The following is a 13,146-nucleotide window of genomic DNA, read 5'->3' as shown; positions in this document are numbered from 1 at the left end:
GGCTACAGGTCGTACCGCTCGCCGTCGACCGCGAGCGGCTCCTGGAAGGCCTCGTCGGCGGGGTAGAAGTGCGCGACGTGAACCAGCCGAGTCCGGTCGGCGTCGAGGTCGTCGGCGAGCGCGAGCGCGCCCTCCCGGGTCATGTGCTTGCTGCCGAAGGTACGCGGGACGCCGTCCGGGCCGTGGTGGCGCCCGCCGAGCGGGTGGTGCTCGCAGGCGGACGCGGGGACGATCGCGTCCGCGAGGAGCAGGTCCGGGTTCCGGAGCGCGTCGCGGGATTCCGCGGGGATGTCGTAGCTGGAGTCGCCCGTCAGCGACAGCTTCGCCCCCGTCTCCGGGTCTTCGACGACGACGCCGTAGCAGAGCAGCGGCGGGTGGTCGACCGGGACGAACTGGACCTCCAGCCCGCACGTTTCGAAGGGCTCCAGGGGCGTCCGTGCCTGCACGCCGACCCGGTCCTCGAGGTAGTCGTACTTCCGGCGGATCGTCTCGGCGACGCTCTCGTCGGTCGCGGGATCGACCTCGTTCGGCGCGTTGACGGGGAGCGCGTCGAACAGGCGATAGGCGTTGCCGAGGCCGTCGAGATGGTCGAAGTGGATGTGCGTAACGATGCCGACGTCCGGCAGCGGGACGTCGTTGTCGAGGAACTGCTGTCTGAAGTCGGGGCTGAAGTCGATCAGGAGCGACTCGCCGGTCCGCTCGTTCTCGACGTGGACGGAGAAGCGCGAGCGGGAGACGCCCCGCTCCCGGGCCTCGGTGCAGGTGTCACAGTCGCAGCCGACTGTCGGTGTGCCCGTCGTATCGCCCGTCCCCAGGAGGGTTACCCGCATCTCGTCGGAACGTCGGCGTGGAGGCCCTTAGTGTGTCGGTTCACCGTCGGTGTCGGGTAGGTCCGCGCCTCCTTAGCCCTGCCACGTCTCCACGACGCCTTGCCGGACGTCCTCGGCGCAGCCCTCGCAATCGGGGTGCGTCGGGTCGAAACACGCCGGGCGGCCGTCCCCGGCGACGGCGACGGCGCGTTTCTCCGCGTAGCGACGGCAGACGATTCGCGCGTTACCGTCGTCGTTCGTCGGGAGGTCGAACGAGCTGCTCTCGTTGGCCTCGGCGCCGGTGTCGGAATCGGCTGTGCTCTCCTGTGCCTCGCTGTACGCTCGCTTCGCCTCCTCGAACTGGCGGCCGGCCTCCCGGAGCTGCTGGCGAATGACGCGTCCGAGGCGGTCGTCCATACCCATGGTTGCAGCGCGGCCGACATAGGTTCGTCGCCGTCGGCGAGTAGTCTTTCGCTACGTCGCCGCCGACGAGCTGTCCGTCGTTACGTCGTCGCCGACGAGCCCCAGTAGCTTTCGGCCTCCAGCTGCGCTCGTCCGAACCCTCGGGGTTGGTTGCGAGTGGACGACTCCAGATCTCCCGATCGCTGGACAGCTCCGTATGGTACACTATCTCAATGGCCTTTCCAGCTGAAACGCCGCCCGCGTGCGTCAGACGCACGTCAGCCGCCGTCCGGAAAGGTGGAGAATAGACGGGTTATCCGCCGATTCCACTTCCGCCGCGCCTACGGAACTTTTTATACTACTAGGCACCAACCACCATGTGCCTCCCACTGAACAATGACCGGAGGCAGTACACCATGACCGATTTGCGTACCCATGCGGAAGAGATCGCGGAACAGTTCTCGGACCATCTCGACGTCGAGGTCGACGAGGTCGAGGAGAAACTCGAGAACCTGGTGAACGAGTACCGGGTTCCCGTCGACGAGGCGAAGCGGAGCGTCACGAACAGCTACCTCGACGAGGCCGACCTCGAACGCGACGAGCTCGGGCGCGGCGGCTCCGAGCAAGTGAAGGTCAACGACATCGACGAGGACGAGCAGTGGGTCGACCTGCGCGTCGAGTTCGTCGACGCCTGGGAGCCCCGGAGCGACTCCATCGCCCAGGTGGGCCTGCTCGGCGACGAGTCCGGCACGATCAAGTTCGTCGCCTTCGAGACCTCCGACCTCGAGCTGCTCGAGGAGGGCCAGACCTACGAGCTCTCGAACGTCGTCACCGACGAGTACGAGGGCTCCTACTCGGTGAAGCTCAACCGGACGACGACGATCACCGAGATCGACGAGGACATCGAGATCGGCGACAACGCCGACACCGTCGAGGGCGCCCTGGTCGACATCCAGTCCGGCTCCGGCCTGATCAAGCGCTGCCCGGAGGAGGACTGCACGCGCGTCCTCCAGAACGGTCGCTGCTCGGAGCACGGCCAGGTCGAGGGCGAGTTCGACCTCCGGATCAAGGGCGTCATCGACGACGGCGAGGAGGTTCACGAGGTCATCTTCGACCGCGAGGCCACCGAGGAGCTCACCGGGATGGGTCTCGAGGAGGCCAAGGACATGGCGATGGACGCGCTCGACACGAGCGTCGTCGCCGAGGAGATGGCCGAGGGCGTCCTCGGACGCTACTACCGCGTCTCCGGCCCGACGCTCGGCCGGTACGTGCTGGTCGACGACCTCGAGGTGCCCGGCGAAGTCGATGCCGAAAGTGCGCTGATCAAAGCGAGGTCGATCTGAGATGAGCCAGAACGCCCCTACCCGAGAGGTCGCCCGGCGCGTGTTCGCCACCGAGTTCAACGACGCCGGCTACACGTTCAAGGAGTCCGACGACGAGCGCGCCCCCGTCTACACGCTGCTCCCGACCGGGGAGTCCGCGAACCGCGTGTTCTTCGTCGGCACCCTGACCGAGAAGGAGGACGTCGGCGAGGACGACGAGTACTGGCGCGGTCGCATCGTCGACCCGACGGGCACGTTCTTCGTGTACGCCGGCCAGTACCAGCCCGAGGCGGCCTCCACCCTCCGCGATCTCGAACCGCCGGCCTACGTTGCGGTCGTGGGCAAGCCCCGGACCTACGAGACGGACGACGGCTCGATCAACGTCTCCGTCCGTCCCGAATCCATCAGCGTCGTCGACGCCGACGTGCGTGACCGCTGGGTCGTGGAAGCGGCCGAGCGCACGATCGAGCGCGTCGCCGCCTACGACGACGAGGGCAACGAATACGCCCGGATGGCCGACGAGCAGTACGATCTCGACCCCGAGACCTACCGCGCCGCCGCGCTGTCGGCCCTGGAAGGTCTCGACGAGACCGACGAGCTCGACGCGGAAGCGCCACCGGAAGCGTAGCTGCCTCCACTCACAGCGTTCGTTTTCTTTCAGGGCCTGGATAGCGTTGCTTGCGACGTCGCTCAGTTCATGATGAAAGCCGTATTCGTGAAGTGGTTGCGTTTATAAAGGAAAATGGCGTTCGTCCCGGGCGACACCACTCGGTACAGGTCAGAAACCTCTGCGAGTGGCCGCTCTCGCTTATAAATAGGATCGGCTATCGGCGCTCGTGACACCACTCAGCATGCCCGGAAAGCCCCAGCCGCTGAGCGGTCGCGCTGCTCGCTGCGCGCCTCGCCAGCTCACTCGCTGCGCTCGTTCGCTGGCTCGGTGCTTACGTCGCAGGGCATCCCGCTCAGCGGCTGCCCCTTTCAGTCCCGCCCAGGAGTGGTAGCCGGGCGTCGCTCGCGGCGGTTCTTCGGCGGTCGTCGCTCGCCGGCTGGCCGGCGTGCGGAGCTGGGCGGTTGGCGCGCGCGAGCAACGCGTGCGAGGGAGGCCGGTGGCGCGCCGAGGCGGTGCGGGGCCGGCGCGCCCCGGCCGAGGCTGGGGAGGGCTGAGGTATTGCGGTTGCTGTGCTGTCGCGGTGCGGTGGCGGTTGCTGTCCGGTGCTGTCCTGGCGGACTGAAAGGGCGACGGCCGCTCTCGTGAGCGCAGCGAACGAGACCATGGAAGTCGCAGCCCGGACCCGTCCGTCGGGCGGTGCGGAGAGACGCAACGGAATGCCCGGACCGTCTTCCAGTGGTCGCGCCGAAGGGGAGTCGCTGAGGCAGGCACTATCCGTGGCGGGCGGTGCGGAGAGCCGCGGATATCCTGCTCAGCGACCGCGAGCGGCCGAGGGCTTTCTGGGTGTTTGCGGTGCTGTAAAGAGCAAGACCGTATCACCTGTCCAACCCTGCTTATAAAGAACGGCCGAGGGCTTTCTGGGCGTTGCCAGTGCTGTCAAGAACGCTCCCGTATAACCCTTTTAACCCAACATACGGCGGATGGCCGAGTGGCGTCAAGCGGCCCACGTTGTAAGCGCGGTATAAACCGCGTCAGCTGCCCAAATTCGAGAAGAAACCGGATCCGATCACACCCGTCTGACAAATCCTTAAGTACGAGGCTCCGCGATTAGCTGCCAATGGGCAACAAGAACAAGACCATCTCGTTCCGCGTCAACGAGGACGCGTTCGAGACCCTCCGCGAGATCGCGGAGGAACGCGACCTCTCGCTATCAGCCGTCTTCCGCGACTACGTCGACAAGCTCGTTGCCCACGACGGACAGGTGCAGGTCGTCCCCGAGGGCGAGCTCGAGACGATGGGCGAGGACGAAACGTCGTTCCCGCCCAAGGTGGAGGTCCCGAAGAGCTTCATCCGCGAACACGAACGGCTGGAGCTCGAAGCGGACCACCTCCGCGAGCAGCTGGAGGAGCACAAACGCTACGTCAACCACCTGCGCGAGCAGCTGGAGGACGAGGGCGACGACGTGATCCAGCTGGAAGAGCTCGACGGGGAGGTCGAGGGGATGGACAGCGACCCCGACGACCCCTCGTTCCGCCTCGGCTAACCTCGGCGCCAAGTCGGTTCGAGCCGCTTCGTCCGTCGTGGCCCGCGTGAAGCGCTGCCGCTGGCGACCGTAGCTACCGCTGGCGAGAGTATCCGTTGTGAACCGAAGTGCCCTTTTAAATACCGTACGGCATCCTCCCGCGGAGCGACCGCTTACCGGGTAAGTTCCTTCCGCGCGTCGGCGGCGTCCTGCGCCATCTCCGTCTCGCCGTCGACGTCCGCGAGCGCCTCGACGGCGTCGAGCTGGCGGACCGCGTCGTCGAGGAACGACCGAATGTCGCCGGTGTAGGCGTACACCATGTAGTCGTCGGTCATCACGTCGACGATGGCGTCGGGGCTGAACCCCTGCGCGCGCAGCTCCAGGATGTACGTGACGAACTTCTCCTCCGGGTGGCCGCAGTAGGGGTTGTTGTCGCAGTCGCAGTCGAGGAAGTCCTCGGCGAACTCGAGGACGCGGTCGCGCGTCGCCGAGTCCAGCTTCTGGATCCCCTCGCCCGTGAACAGCAGGTCGAGCGTCGCCCCCGAGAACGCCCCCTTCGGGATCGACGTCTCGAGCTGCGAGGCGATCTGCCGGTGGTTCTTCACGTAGATCTTGTCCGTGATGGCCACTGTCGACCGACAGTAGGTCACGATCGGTTAAAAGGCTCCTGATGCGGTGGATCGGCGGTCGGTCACGGCGACGGCGACGCGACCAGCGGTGGCGATGCCAACGGCGAGACGACCAGCGGTGACGACGATCGCCGGACGAAGTGTCGGTGCGTCCCACGCACCGACCGATTCGTAACGTATATCAGTCGCACCCGGCTAGCCTGAAACACGTGTCCGGGGTAGGGTAGTGGACTATCCTTCAGCCTTGTGGAGGCTGAGACGCGGGTTCGATTCTCGCCCCTGGACCTTTTCCGACGACTAAAGGTAGGAGTGGAAACGCCGGCGACGGCCGACCGCGAACCGCGCTCAGCCGCCGGCCGGCGATACCATGTGTTTTCACGCTGGAGTCCCTCCTCGACGTGTGACGATCACAACTGGCGATTCCGTGACGATCGAGTACACTGGCCGACTGAACGACGACGGAGCGATCTTCGACACCTCGCTGGAATCCGTTGCCGAGGAGACCGGACTGGCCGAGCAGCAGCCGGACCGCGAGTACACGCCGATCACGGTCGAGGTCGGTGCCGGCCAGGTCATCGAGGGCATGGACGAGGGGCTCGTCGGCCTGGAAGCGGGCGACACGGAGACGCTCGTCATCCCGCCGGAGGAAGCCTACGGCGAATGGGACGAGGAGCACGTCCAGGAGTTCGAAACCGACGACCTTCGGGAGATGCTCAACGGACAGACCCCCAGCGAGGGCGACGTCCTCGAAGCCCAGAACGGTCGTGAGGGAACCGTGACACACGTCGACGACGAGGTCGTCGAAGTCGACTTCAACCCCCAACTCGCCGGCGAGACGCTGGAGTTCGAAGTCGAAGTCGTCGACGTCAACTGACGACGACCACGCCCCGTCCACGGGCGACTTCGGTTCGAGCGTGCCCATCGAGGCGCAAACGCTCATCCGCATCCGCACTTTCTCCCGACGGCTACGACGACGAGTGACGTCGCCGTCGACGGCGAGCGACTGCTTCGAAACCGGTATTCGGGCTCGCCCCCTACCGGCGCAACATATGCGTCGCGTGACGCGGAACCTGATCGTCGCCATCGTCCTCGTCGTCCTGGCGCTGCTCGCGCTGGGCGCGCTCCCGAGCTACCTCGGCGCCGGCGAGCCGTACTACCTCACCGTCGAGGCGACCGACGCCGAGGGGACGGCGATCGACGCGAACAACGTCAGCGAGCGTCGGTTCCCGTATCTGTCCGAAGCGCTCCGCTCCGCGGACGGCCGGTCCGAACCGTACCAGGAGGGGCCCTACGGCGTGAAGGAGCACTTCACCCACACGCCGTTCGACGAGGTGAGCGCCCTCCAGCGGCGGGTTCCCGAAGCCGTAGCCGACGACGGCCGGGTGCTGGTCAGATACGAGGGGCAGCGGTACTACGTCGACGTCGTGCGGGGGGAGCCATGACCGGCCGCCCACGGTATCCCGGCAGCGTCGACCCGAGTGAACGCGGCGTCGCCGCCGACCTCGCCGAACTGGACGCGTTCGACGACGGGCGTAGCCACTCGCTCCCCGGCGAGCCCGAGTGGCCCGTCGAGGACGTCGTCGTCGAGTACGAAACCGGCTGGGTGACCGCCGGCTACGACCTCGTCGTCCAGCCCGACGGCTCCCGCAAGAAGTACTACTGGGCGGAGCTCCCGCCCGCGGTGGTCGTCGTCGCCATCGGCGACAGCGACGGGCGGTACGACGAGGGGGACAACAAGAGCGGTAGCGGCAACGACACCGCCAGCGACGGCAACGGCACCGACGACGACGCCGACGACAACGACCCCGCCAGCGACACCGACACCGACGCCGACCACCCGAACGTCGCCGGCGAGGTCCTCTTCGTCGAGCAGTATCGGCCAACGATACGGCAGACGCAGCTCGAACTCCCCGCGGGCATCGTCGAACGCGAGGAGACGTACACCGAGGCGGCGAAGCGCGAACTCCGGGAGGAAACGGGGTTCGCGGCCGAGTCGGCGGACCTGCTCCAGGAGGTCTGGTGTACGACCGGGCTGCTCCGGCACAAGCGCGGCTACGTCGTCGTCGAGGGACTCGACCCGGTCGACCAGTCGCTCGACGAGAACGAGTTCCTCACGCCGCGGGCCGTGCCGGCCCCCGACGCGTTCGAGGTCGCCCGGTCGCCGCTGTCGAACGAGGCAACGCTCGACGGCCTGCTGCTCGCCGAAGCCGACGGCTATCTGTAGGCGACCGGGGGAACTCCACGGCGAATCCAACGCCCGTCCAACTTTCCGACCGATCGAGTGCCTATTAGTCGCTCGCGTCACACTCCCGTACCATGACGCAGGCCAGCGATACGTCCGTGTTGCTCTCGGAGTCGCCGCCGCTCGACCTCCGGCTGTCCGTGGAGGAACTCGAACGCACGCGAGAGCGGATCGTCTCATTCATCGAGTCCACCGTCGCCGACGCGGGCGCCGACGGGGCCGTCCTGGGGCTCTCCGGCGGCATCGACTCCACGCTCACAGCCTACCTCGCGGTCGAGGCCCTCGGCAAGGACGGGCTCCACGGGCTGACGATGCCCTCCGAGGTGAACGACCCCGAGACCATGAGCGACGCCGAGCGCGTCGCCGACGAGCTCGACGTCGAGTACGACGTCGTCGAGATCCAGCCCATCGCCGAGCAGTTCTTCGACGCGTACCCGGGAGGGGCCGACGACCGGATGGCGACGGGGAACGTCTTCGTGCGCACGCGGGCGGTGCTCAACTACTTCGTCGCCAACGCCGAGAACCGGATCGTCCTGGGTACCGGCAACCGTGCGGAGGCGGCGACCGGCTACTTCACGAAGTTCGGCGACCAGGCCGTCGACTGCAACCCCATCGGCAACCTCTACAAGATGCAGGTTCGCCAGCTGGCTGCCCACGTCGGCGTCCCCCACGACCTCGTGATGCAGGAGCCGACCGCCGGCATGTGGGCCGGACAGACGGACGAGGAAGAGATGGGCGTCGACTACGACACGCTCGACGCGATCCTGGCGGCCCACGTCGATGGCCCGCTCTCGAAGTCGGCGACGATCCGCGAGCTCGGCGTCACCGAGGGCCAGATCGACGCCGTCGTCGACCGCTACGAGGCGAGCGCGCACAAGCGGTCGATGCCGCCCGCGCCGGAGCCGCTCGACCACTGACCAGCAGACCCACCGCAGTCACCATCGTCGGCCGCCATCGACGGCTATTCCCGCCTCCCGCGTCGACTCCGGGTATGCTCAGGTACGTGACGACGAATCCCGGGAAGATCCGGGAGGCGGAGCAGTACCTGCGAGATGGCTCCGTCGAGCAGCTCGACTTCGACTACACCGAGATCCAGAGCGACGATCTCGGCCCCATCGCCGCCCACGGCGCGCGCCAGGCCTATCGCCGCGCGGGCGAACCGGTGATCGTCGACGACGCCGGGATGTTCGTCGAGGCCCTCGACGGCTTCCCCGGCCCCTACTCCTCGTACGTCGAGGACACCCTCGGCGTCGAGCGCGTCTGGGAGCTCGCCAGCGACCTCGAGGACCGCCGGGCCTCCTTCCGCTGCGTGCTCGCGTACTGTGACGGCGAGGCGTTCGACGCCAGCCCCGACCCCGTCGACCGCGAGGACCGCGTCGCGGCCGCGGCCGCCGGTCCCGAAGCCGACGACGCCGACGAGCCGCTCCCTGTCAAGCTGTTCGAGGGCTACGTGCCGGGCGAAATCGTCGCGCCCCGCGGGGAGGGCGGGTTCGGCTACGACCCCATCTTCGAACACGACGGGACGACGTTCGCGGAGATGGACACCGAACAGAAGAACGCCATCTCCCACCGTGGCCGCGCGCTCGCGAAGTTCGCCGAGTGGTACGCCACGCGCTAGCTCGCGCGTTCGCGGAACTCAGTCGAACGCGTTCGAACGCTGAAAAGGGGCTTTCTGGAGGATGGCGAAACGGCCGGGGGATCGGAATCGGACCGAAACCGCGAGCCCTCGCTTACAACTCGAGCGTGGCGTATGCCGTCCCCGAAGCGACGAGGCCCGCGGGAATCGATGCGGGAATACCGTTCGAAAGGGTTGCTCCGAATTCGGGTGACACCGGAATTCCCGTCCCACCGAGGAACAGCACGAGAACGAACATCACCAGGTACCCGAGGAAGGAGCCGACGCCGGCGCCGATGGCCACTTTCTTCGCCGATCCCTGGTCCCGGAGTCCGCTTACGATGCCGGTCACTGCTGCCACGAACGGGCCGGCGATGAACATGAACAACAGCGCAAAGACGCCGACGAGCGCTTCGGAGGCCGCGCCGGAGAACATCCCCAACATGTCGCCGCCCATCTGGCTGGTACCAGTGTTCGTCATTTCGTCCAGCCCGAATATCGCTCCGATATCCGGAGCAACGGCGCCGATAAGCAAGAGGCCAACCCCGACGATCGCGAACACGCTCACGTGATACTTCATGATCGACTGAGTTGATTCGTCCTTGAGGATGGCCTGAATTCCTTCGTCGGTTTCCGCAGCTGCGTCCGGGGCACGCGGCTCCGTCGTGCCGGTCGTCCCTTCCGCGGAACCAGCTGCGGTTCCTCCGTCGGCAGTGCTTTCCGCCTCCATTTTATCACTCTCGTTATCAGCTTCTTTGTCTGACATTCGATCTACGTTCTCGAACGCTGGTACTTATATCCTCACAAAGTATCAAATTAGATCGGGAAATAGCCGATCGGACGGTTACGACCCGCACAAATACAGGCTGACGCTATCCTAACTGCACCTTGTTCCTCGGCTAATGTGTCTAGCTTCAGTGTATTCTCTACTTTTCAACCACTACGTAATCTTATGCGGGATACCGCGCAAATTCCGGTTTATGCCCGAATACACTGCCCCGGACCGGTTCGCGGGAGTGCGGTACGCCGCTCCGGGGGCCGCGGTGACCGCCTGTACATCGAACGGGAAGAGAACGCCTCACCAGCGTTGATCCCGGTCAGGGCCGGGATACTCGCCGTCGACGACGCTCGGGTAGAGACGTTCGGCGTCGAACACCGTCTCAAAGGCCCCGGGTGTCCGCACGCTCAGCTCGACGCGCCCCTTCAGCGTCGTTCCAGCGGCGGCGCTGGTGAGCTGCTCGTCGAAGGAGATGACGTGCATCGCGCCACCCCGATATGCCGAGGCCAGCGCGGGGTGGTCCTCAGGAGGATGCTCGACCCGCTCCCGCCAATCCGTCACGGCCGCGAGCCAGTCCCGGGCCAGTGACGCGTCGCCGAGTGCCGCGACGACGGCCGCGGCGTCGTCCAGCAGCGCGTCGCTAGCGACGAGCGTCATCCACGAGTGGCAACGCAGCTCGTCGAGCGCCTCGCGGGCGGCACCCCCGACGAGGAGGTCCGCAGCCAGCACGTCGGCGTCGGCGACCACGCGTTCCGGACTCGGGTCTGGTCGCTCGCCGTCGCCGGCGGGCTGTCCCGATTGCTCGTCCGGACCGCTCCCCGACGACGACCGCCAGTCGTCCGGATCGGCCGACTCGCCCTCGGCGGTCAGTCGCTCGTCCTCGGTACGCCTCGTCGCCAGCGCGTTCCGGACGTCAGCCTCGTCGACGTCGAAAGCAGCCGCGCGCTCGAACAGCTCCGTCCAGGTCACGCATCGGTCAACGCGAGCCTCGCACATCGAACTTGCGAAGCAGGCCGCTCGCGACGGCACCGGCGAGGAAGGCGATCCCGACGTTCGTGGCGACGCCGAGAACGCCGATAGCGACGGTGATCAGCCGGTCGTCGCTCCGGAGCGCGGTGCGCCCGAGATCGACGGCGACGAGCAGGAGCAGCACACCGAGCATCGCCATCGGGAACGCGATGACCACGCCGGCCACGAGCGCCAGCAGCAGGTAGCCGGTCCCGAGCAGGACGTTCGCCCCGCCGGTCCGTGCCCCGAACGTGTGCTTGCCGGCGAGGCCACCGCTGCCGTGACACATCGGTAACCCGCCCGCTGGCACGGACAGCAGCGACATGACGCCCATCGACGTCGCGAGGCGGTCGGCGGAGACCGAGCGGTCGAACAGGTCCGAGCAGAGCAGCGCGGTCGCGACGGCCGCGTTGCCGACGGTCATCGCGAGCTGGGCCGCCGTCGCCTCCACGGCACCGAACGTGAACGACGGCCCGCCACCGGCGAACGTCGTGAGTTCCGGTATCGAGGGGGTCGGCACGCCAGCGGCGTGGACGGCGACGATTCCACCCACACCGAGGACGACGAGCGCGCTCGCGTCACCGTACCCAAGGAGCAGCGCACCGGCGACGAGGACCGCGGCGGCGGCTGCGACGGGCGGGTTCGAGAGCGCGAGCTCGACGCCCGTCACCGCGAGCAGCAGCGCGACCGCCAGCTGGACGCCACGAACGACCGGGAGTCCGACCAGCCGCTCGATCGCACCCACGGAGCCGAGCCGCCCGGCCGCGAGCAGCACGACGCCCGCCAGCAACCCCGCCGCGACGAGCTCGCCGTAGGTGATCGTGCCCGCGATCGCGAGGCCCGCGATCGCCTTCATCGGCTCGACCGACATCGGCAACCCGTACACGAGTCCCCAGACGATCTGGAACACGCCGAACGCGAGGAAGGTGTGCGGGAGGGAGAGCGGCGTCAACAGCGCGAGGGCGACGACGATCGGCAGAACCGTAACCGAATCCCCTAACGCCCCGGTGAGCTCGTTCACGTCGAACCGAAGACCGACGTTTGGCGGTCGATACGGGAACTCCATCACTGACTACGATCCACTCCGCCAATAAAGGCGTTCTCAGAAATTGAACGTCCGAACGTAATCGATATATTGTAACCATCCACAGTTACTTCTGCAGATCGGAAGATGTGGCTGAGGACCCACGAGACCGCAAGCGATGTGGTGGAAGGAAGCGCAACCTGATCGGTCAATTTTGTCGTCGTGACCGGATCCGTCCGCCAGTTTCGTAGGACGCGCGTCTTGCGTCTGACGCGGTTTTATGTCGGTCGCAGGAAATCGCCCGATGGGCACGCAATCGGCCTCAGTTTCCATCCACCCATCCTGCGTGCCCGACACCCGACTCCCACTGTGGCGGTGTCCTCGGCCGCCCACTTTTCGGGGTCCCCCGGTTCTCAGTCGCCAGCGAGCGTCGCTCGAACGCCGTCGACTGCGTCGCTTTCCGCCAGGAGCGCGATTCGGTCCCCCGGTTCGACGATCGTTCCCGGCAGCGGGATCGTCAGGGATTCGTCCTCGCGACCGTGCGCGTAGATCCGGCCGGCTTCACCGAGGTCGATCTCGTTGACGTGTTCGCCGACGATCGGTGCGTCCTCCGGAACGGGAAACACGAGGATCTGCAGGTCCTCGGTGAGTTCACCGAGGGCGTTGAAATCCCCCCCGAGCAGCGCGGTCTTGGCGCCGGCCGCGCCGAGTCGTTCGGGATAGATAACCTCGTCAGCGTCCTGGGCGTACCGGGCGTACTCCTCGGGATCGACGTCCTGACTGATCCGGAGGACCGCCCGACAGCCGTAGTCGCCCGCGAGCTGACAGATGGTGTGGTTGACGTCGAGGTCGCCGGTGAGCGCGCCAACGGAGTCCGCCGTCTCGACGCCAGCCTCCTCGAGGACGCCGATCGTCGACCCGTCGCCCTCGACGACGGTGAAGTCCCGCTTCCGGGCTCGCTTGACCTTCTCGTAGCTGTTGTCGACGACGGTGACGTCGTGGCCCTCCTCCTGTAGCACGCGAGCCGTCCGGGAGCCGACCCGGCCGAACCCGACGACGATGACGTTCATACTCCCCTTCTAAACGGAGCGGGAGCAAAAAGGTGTGTCCCGGTGACACACCGCGTGGTGCGTTCGCCGCGTCCGGTGCGTCCGGCGCATCCGGCGCATCCGGTGCGTCAGGTGC

15 protein-coding genes and 1 tRNA gene are annotated in these 13,146 nt (G+C 66.9%); 9 read left to right on the top strand and 7 right to left on the bottom strand.

The window, feature by feature from the left end; translation table 11 throughout:
- Nucleotides 1-2: 2 nt before the first annotated feature.
- A complete protein-coding gene (locus tag ACQE3M_RS01635; protein WP_430503722.1) occupies nucleotides 3-830 on the bottom strand; it encodes an MBL fold metallo-hydrolase in 828 nt (275 codons plus the stop codon).
- Nucleotides 831-902: 72 nt separating this feature from the next.
- Nucleotides 903-1,226, bottom strand: a complete 324-nt coding sequence (locus tag ACQE3M_RS01630) for a DUF7091 family protein (protein WP_430503721.1) — start codon at nucleotides 1,224-1,226, stop codon at nucleotides 903-905.
- A gap of 401 nt (nucleotides 1,227-1,627) precedes the next feature.
- On the opposite strand from ACQE3M_RS01630, the gene ACQE3M_RS01625 reads away from it, so the two are divergent.
- From ACQE3M_RS01625 to ACQE3M_RS01615, 3 genes are all read left to right on the top strand, one after another.
- Nucleotides 1,628-2,554: a replication factor A gene (locus tag ACQE3M_RS01625; protein WP_430503720.1), complete on the top strand. Its 927-nt coding sequence runs from the start codon at nucleotides 1,628-1,630 to the stop codon at nucleotides 2,552-2,554.
- A gap of 1 nt (nucleotide 2,555) precedes the next feature.
- Nucleotides 2,556-3,161, top strand: a complete 606-nt coding sequence (locus tag ACQE3M_RS01620; RefSeq protein WP_430503719.1) for an RPA family protein — start codon at nucleotides 2,556-2,558, stop codon at nucleotides 3,159-3,161.
- 1,099 nt (nucleotides 3,162-4,260) lie between these two features.
- The gene (locus tag ACQE3M_RS01615; protein WP_430503718.1) at nucleotides 4,261-4,686 is read left to right on the top strand and encodes a DUF8146 domain-containing protein; all 426 of its coding nucleotides are present in this window, start codon (nucleotides 4,261-4,263) and stop codon (nucleotides 4,684-4,686) included.
- Between the two features lie 152 nt (nucleotides 4,687-4,838).
- On the opposite strand, the gene ACQE3M_RS01610 is transcribed toward ACQE3M_RS01615, so the two are convergent.
- Nucleotides 4,839-5,294 carry a DUF5814 domain-containing protein gene (locus ACQE3M_RS01610; protein WP_430503717.1) on the bottom strand — a complete coding sequence of 152 codons (456 nt, stop codon included), beginning with the start codon at nucleotides 5,292-5,294 and terminating at the stop codon, nucleotides 4,839-4,841.
- A 212-nt stretch (nucleotides 5,295-5,506) separates the two neighbouring features.
- Between ACQE3M_RS01610 and ACQE3M_RS01605 the strand changes: the two genes are divergently transcribed.
- From ACQE3M_RS01605 to ACQE3M_RS01580, 6 genes are all read left to right on the top strand, one after another.
- A tRNA-His gene (locus ACQE3M_RS01605) sits at nucleotides 5,507-5,579 on the top strand.
- A 115-nt stretch (nucleotides 5,580-5,694) separates the two neighbouring features.
- Complete coding sequence (locus ACQE3M_RS01600; protein ID WP_430503716.1) at nucleotides 5,695-6,168, top strand: FKBP-type peptidyl-prolyl cis-trans isomerase; 474 nt, start codon at nucleotides 5,695-5,697, stop codon at nucleotides 6,166-6,168.
- 175 nt (nucleotides 6,169-6,343) lie between these two features.
- Nucleotides 6,344-6,736, top strand: a complete 393-nt coding sequence (locus ACQE3M_RS01595) for a hypothetical protein (protein WP_430503715.1) — start codon at nucleotides 6,344-6,346, stop codon at nucleotides 6,734-6,736.
- The gene (locus ACQE3M_RS01590; RefSeq protein ID WP_430503714.1) at nucleotides 6,733-7,518 is read left to right on the top strand and encodes an NUDIX hydrolase; all 786 of its coding nucleotides are present in this window, start codon (nucleotides 6,733-6,735) and stop codon (nucleotides 7,516-7,518) included. The genes ACQE3M_RS01595 and ACQE3M_RS01590 overlap by 4 nt, the downstream gene beginning before the upstream one ends.
- Nucleotides 7,519-7,610: 92 nt before the next feature.
- Nucleotides 7,611-8,453: an NAD+ synthase gene (locus tag ACQE3M_RS01585; RefSeq protein WP_430503713.1), complete on the top strand. Its 843-nt coding sequence runs from the start codon at nucleotides 7,611-7,613 to the stop codon at nucleotides 8,451-8,453.
- A 74-nt stretch (nucleotides 8,454-8,527) separates the two neighbouring features.
- Nucleotides 8,528-9,154: a non-canonical purine NTP pyrophosphatase gene (locus tag ACQE3M_RS01580; protein ID WP_430503712.1), complete on the top strand. Its 627-nt coding sequence runs from the start codon at nucleotides 8,528-8,530 to the stop codon at nucleotides 9,152-9,154.
- Between the two features lie 112 nt (nucleotides 9,155-9,266).
- Here the strand turns inward: ACQE3M_RS01580 and ACQE3M_RS01575 are convergent, their stop codons facing one another.
- The 4 genes from ACQE3M_RS01575 to ACQE3M_RS01560 all read right to left on the bottom strand — a co-directional run bounded on the left by ACQE3M_RS01575 (nucleotide 9,267) and on the right by ACQE3M_RS01560 (nucleotide 13,031).
- Nucleotides 9,267-9,917: a hypothetical protein gene (locus ACQE3M_RS01575; RefSeq protein WP_430503711.1), complete on the bottom strand. Its 651-nt coding sequence runs from the start codon at nucleotides 9,915-9,917 to the stop codon at nucleotides 9,267-9,269.
- A 312-nt stretch (nucleotides 9,918-10,229) separates the two neighbouring features.
- Nucleotides 10,230-10,898 (bottom strand): DUF7384 family protein, encoded by a 669-nt coding sequence (locus ACQE3M_RS01570; protein ID WP_430503710.1) that lies wholly within the window; start codon nucleotides 10,896-10,898, stop codon nucleotides 10,230-10,232.
- A 7-nt stretch (nucleotides 10,899-10,905) separates the two neighbouring features.
- Nucleotides 10,906-12,003 (bottom strand): putative sulfate/molybdate transporter, encoded by a 1,098-nt coding sequence (locus tag ACQE3M_RS01565; RefSeq protein WP_430503709.1) that lies wholly within the window; start codon nucleotides 12,001-12,003, stop codon nucleotides 10,906-10,908.
- Between the two features lie 371 nt (nucleotides 12,004-12,374).
- A complete protein-coding gene (locus ACQE3M_RS01560; RefSeq protein WP_430503708.1) occupies nucleotides 12,375-13,031 on the bottom strand; it encodes a potassium channel family protein in 657 nt (218 codons plus the stop codon).
- Nucleotides 13,032-13,146 lie beyond the last annotated feature (115 nt).

Source organism: Halosubterraneus shenae (genome assembly GCF_050510935.1).
In the GTDB taxonomy this organism is placed as follows: domain Archaea; phylum Halobacteriota; class Halobacteria; order Halobacteriales; family Haloferacaceae; genus JBDGPU01.
The sequence above is the reverse complement of the archived record's forward strand: the minus strand, read 5'-3'. Positions and strand labels throughout refer to the sequence as shown.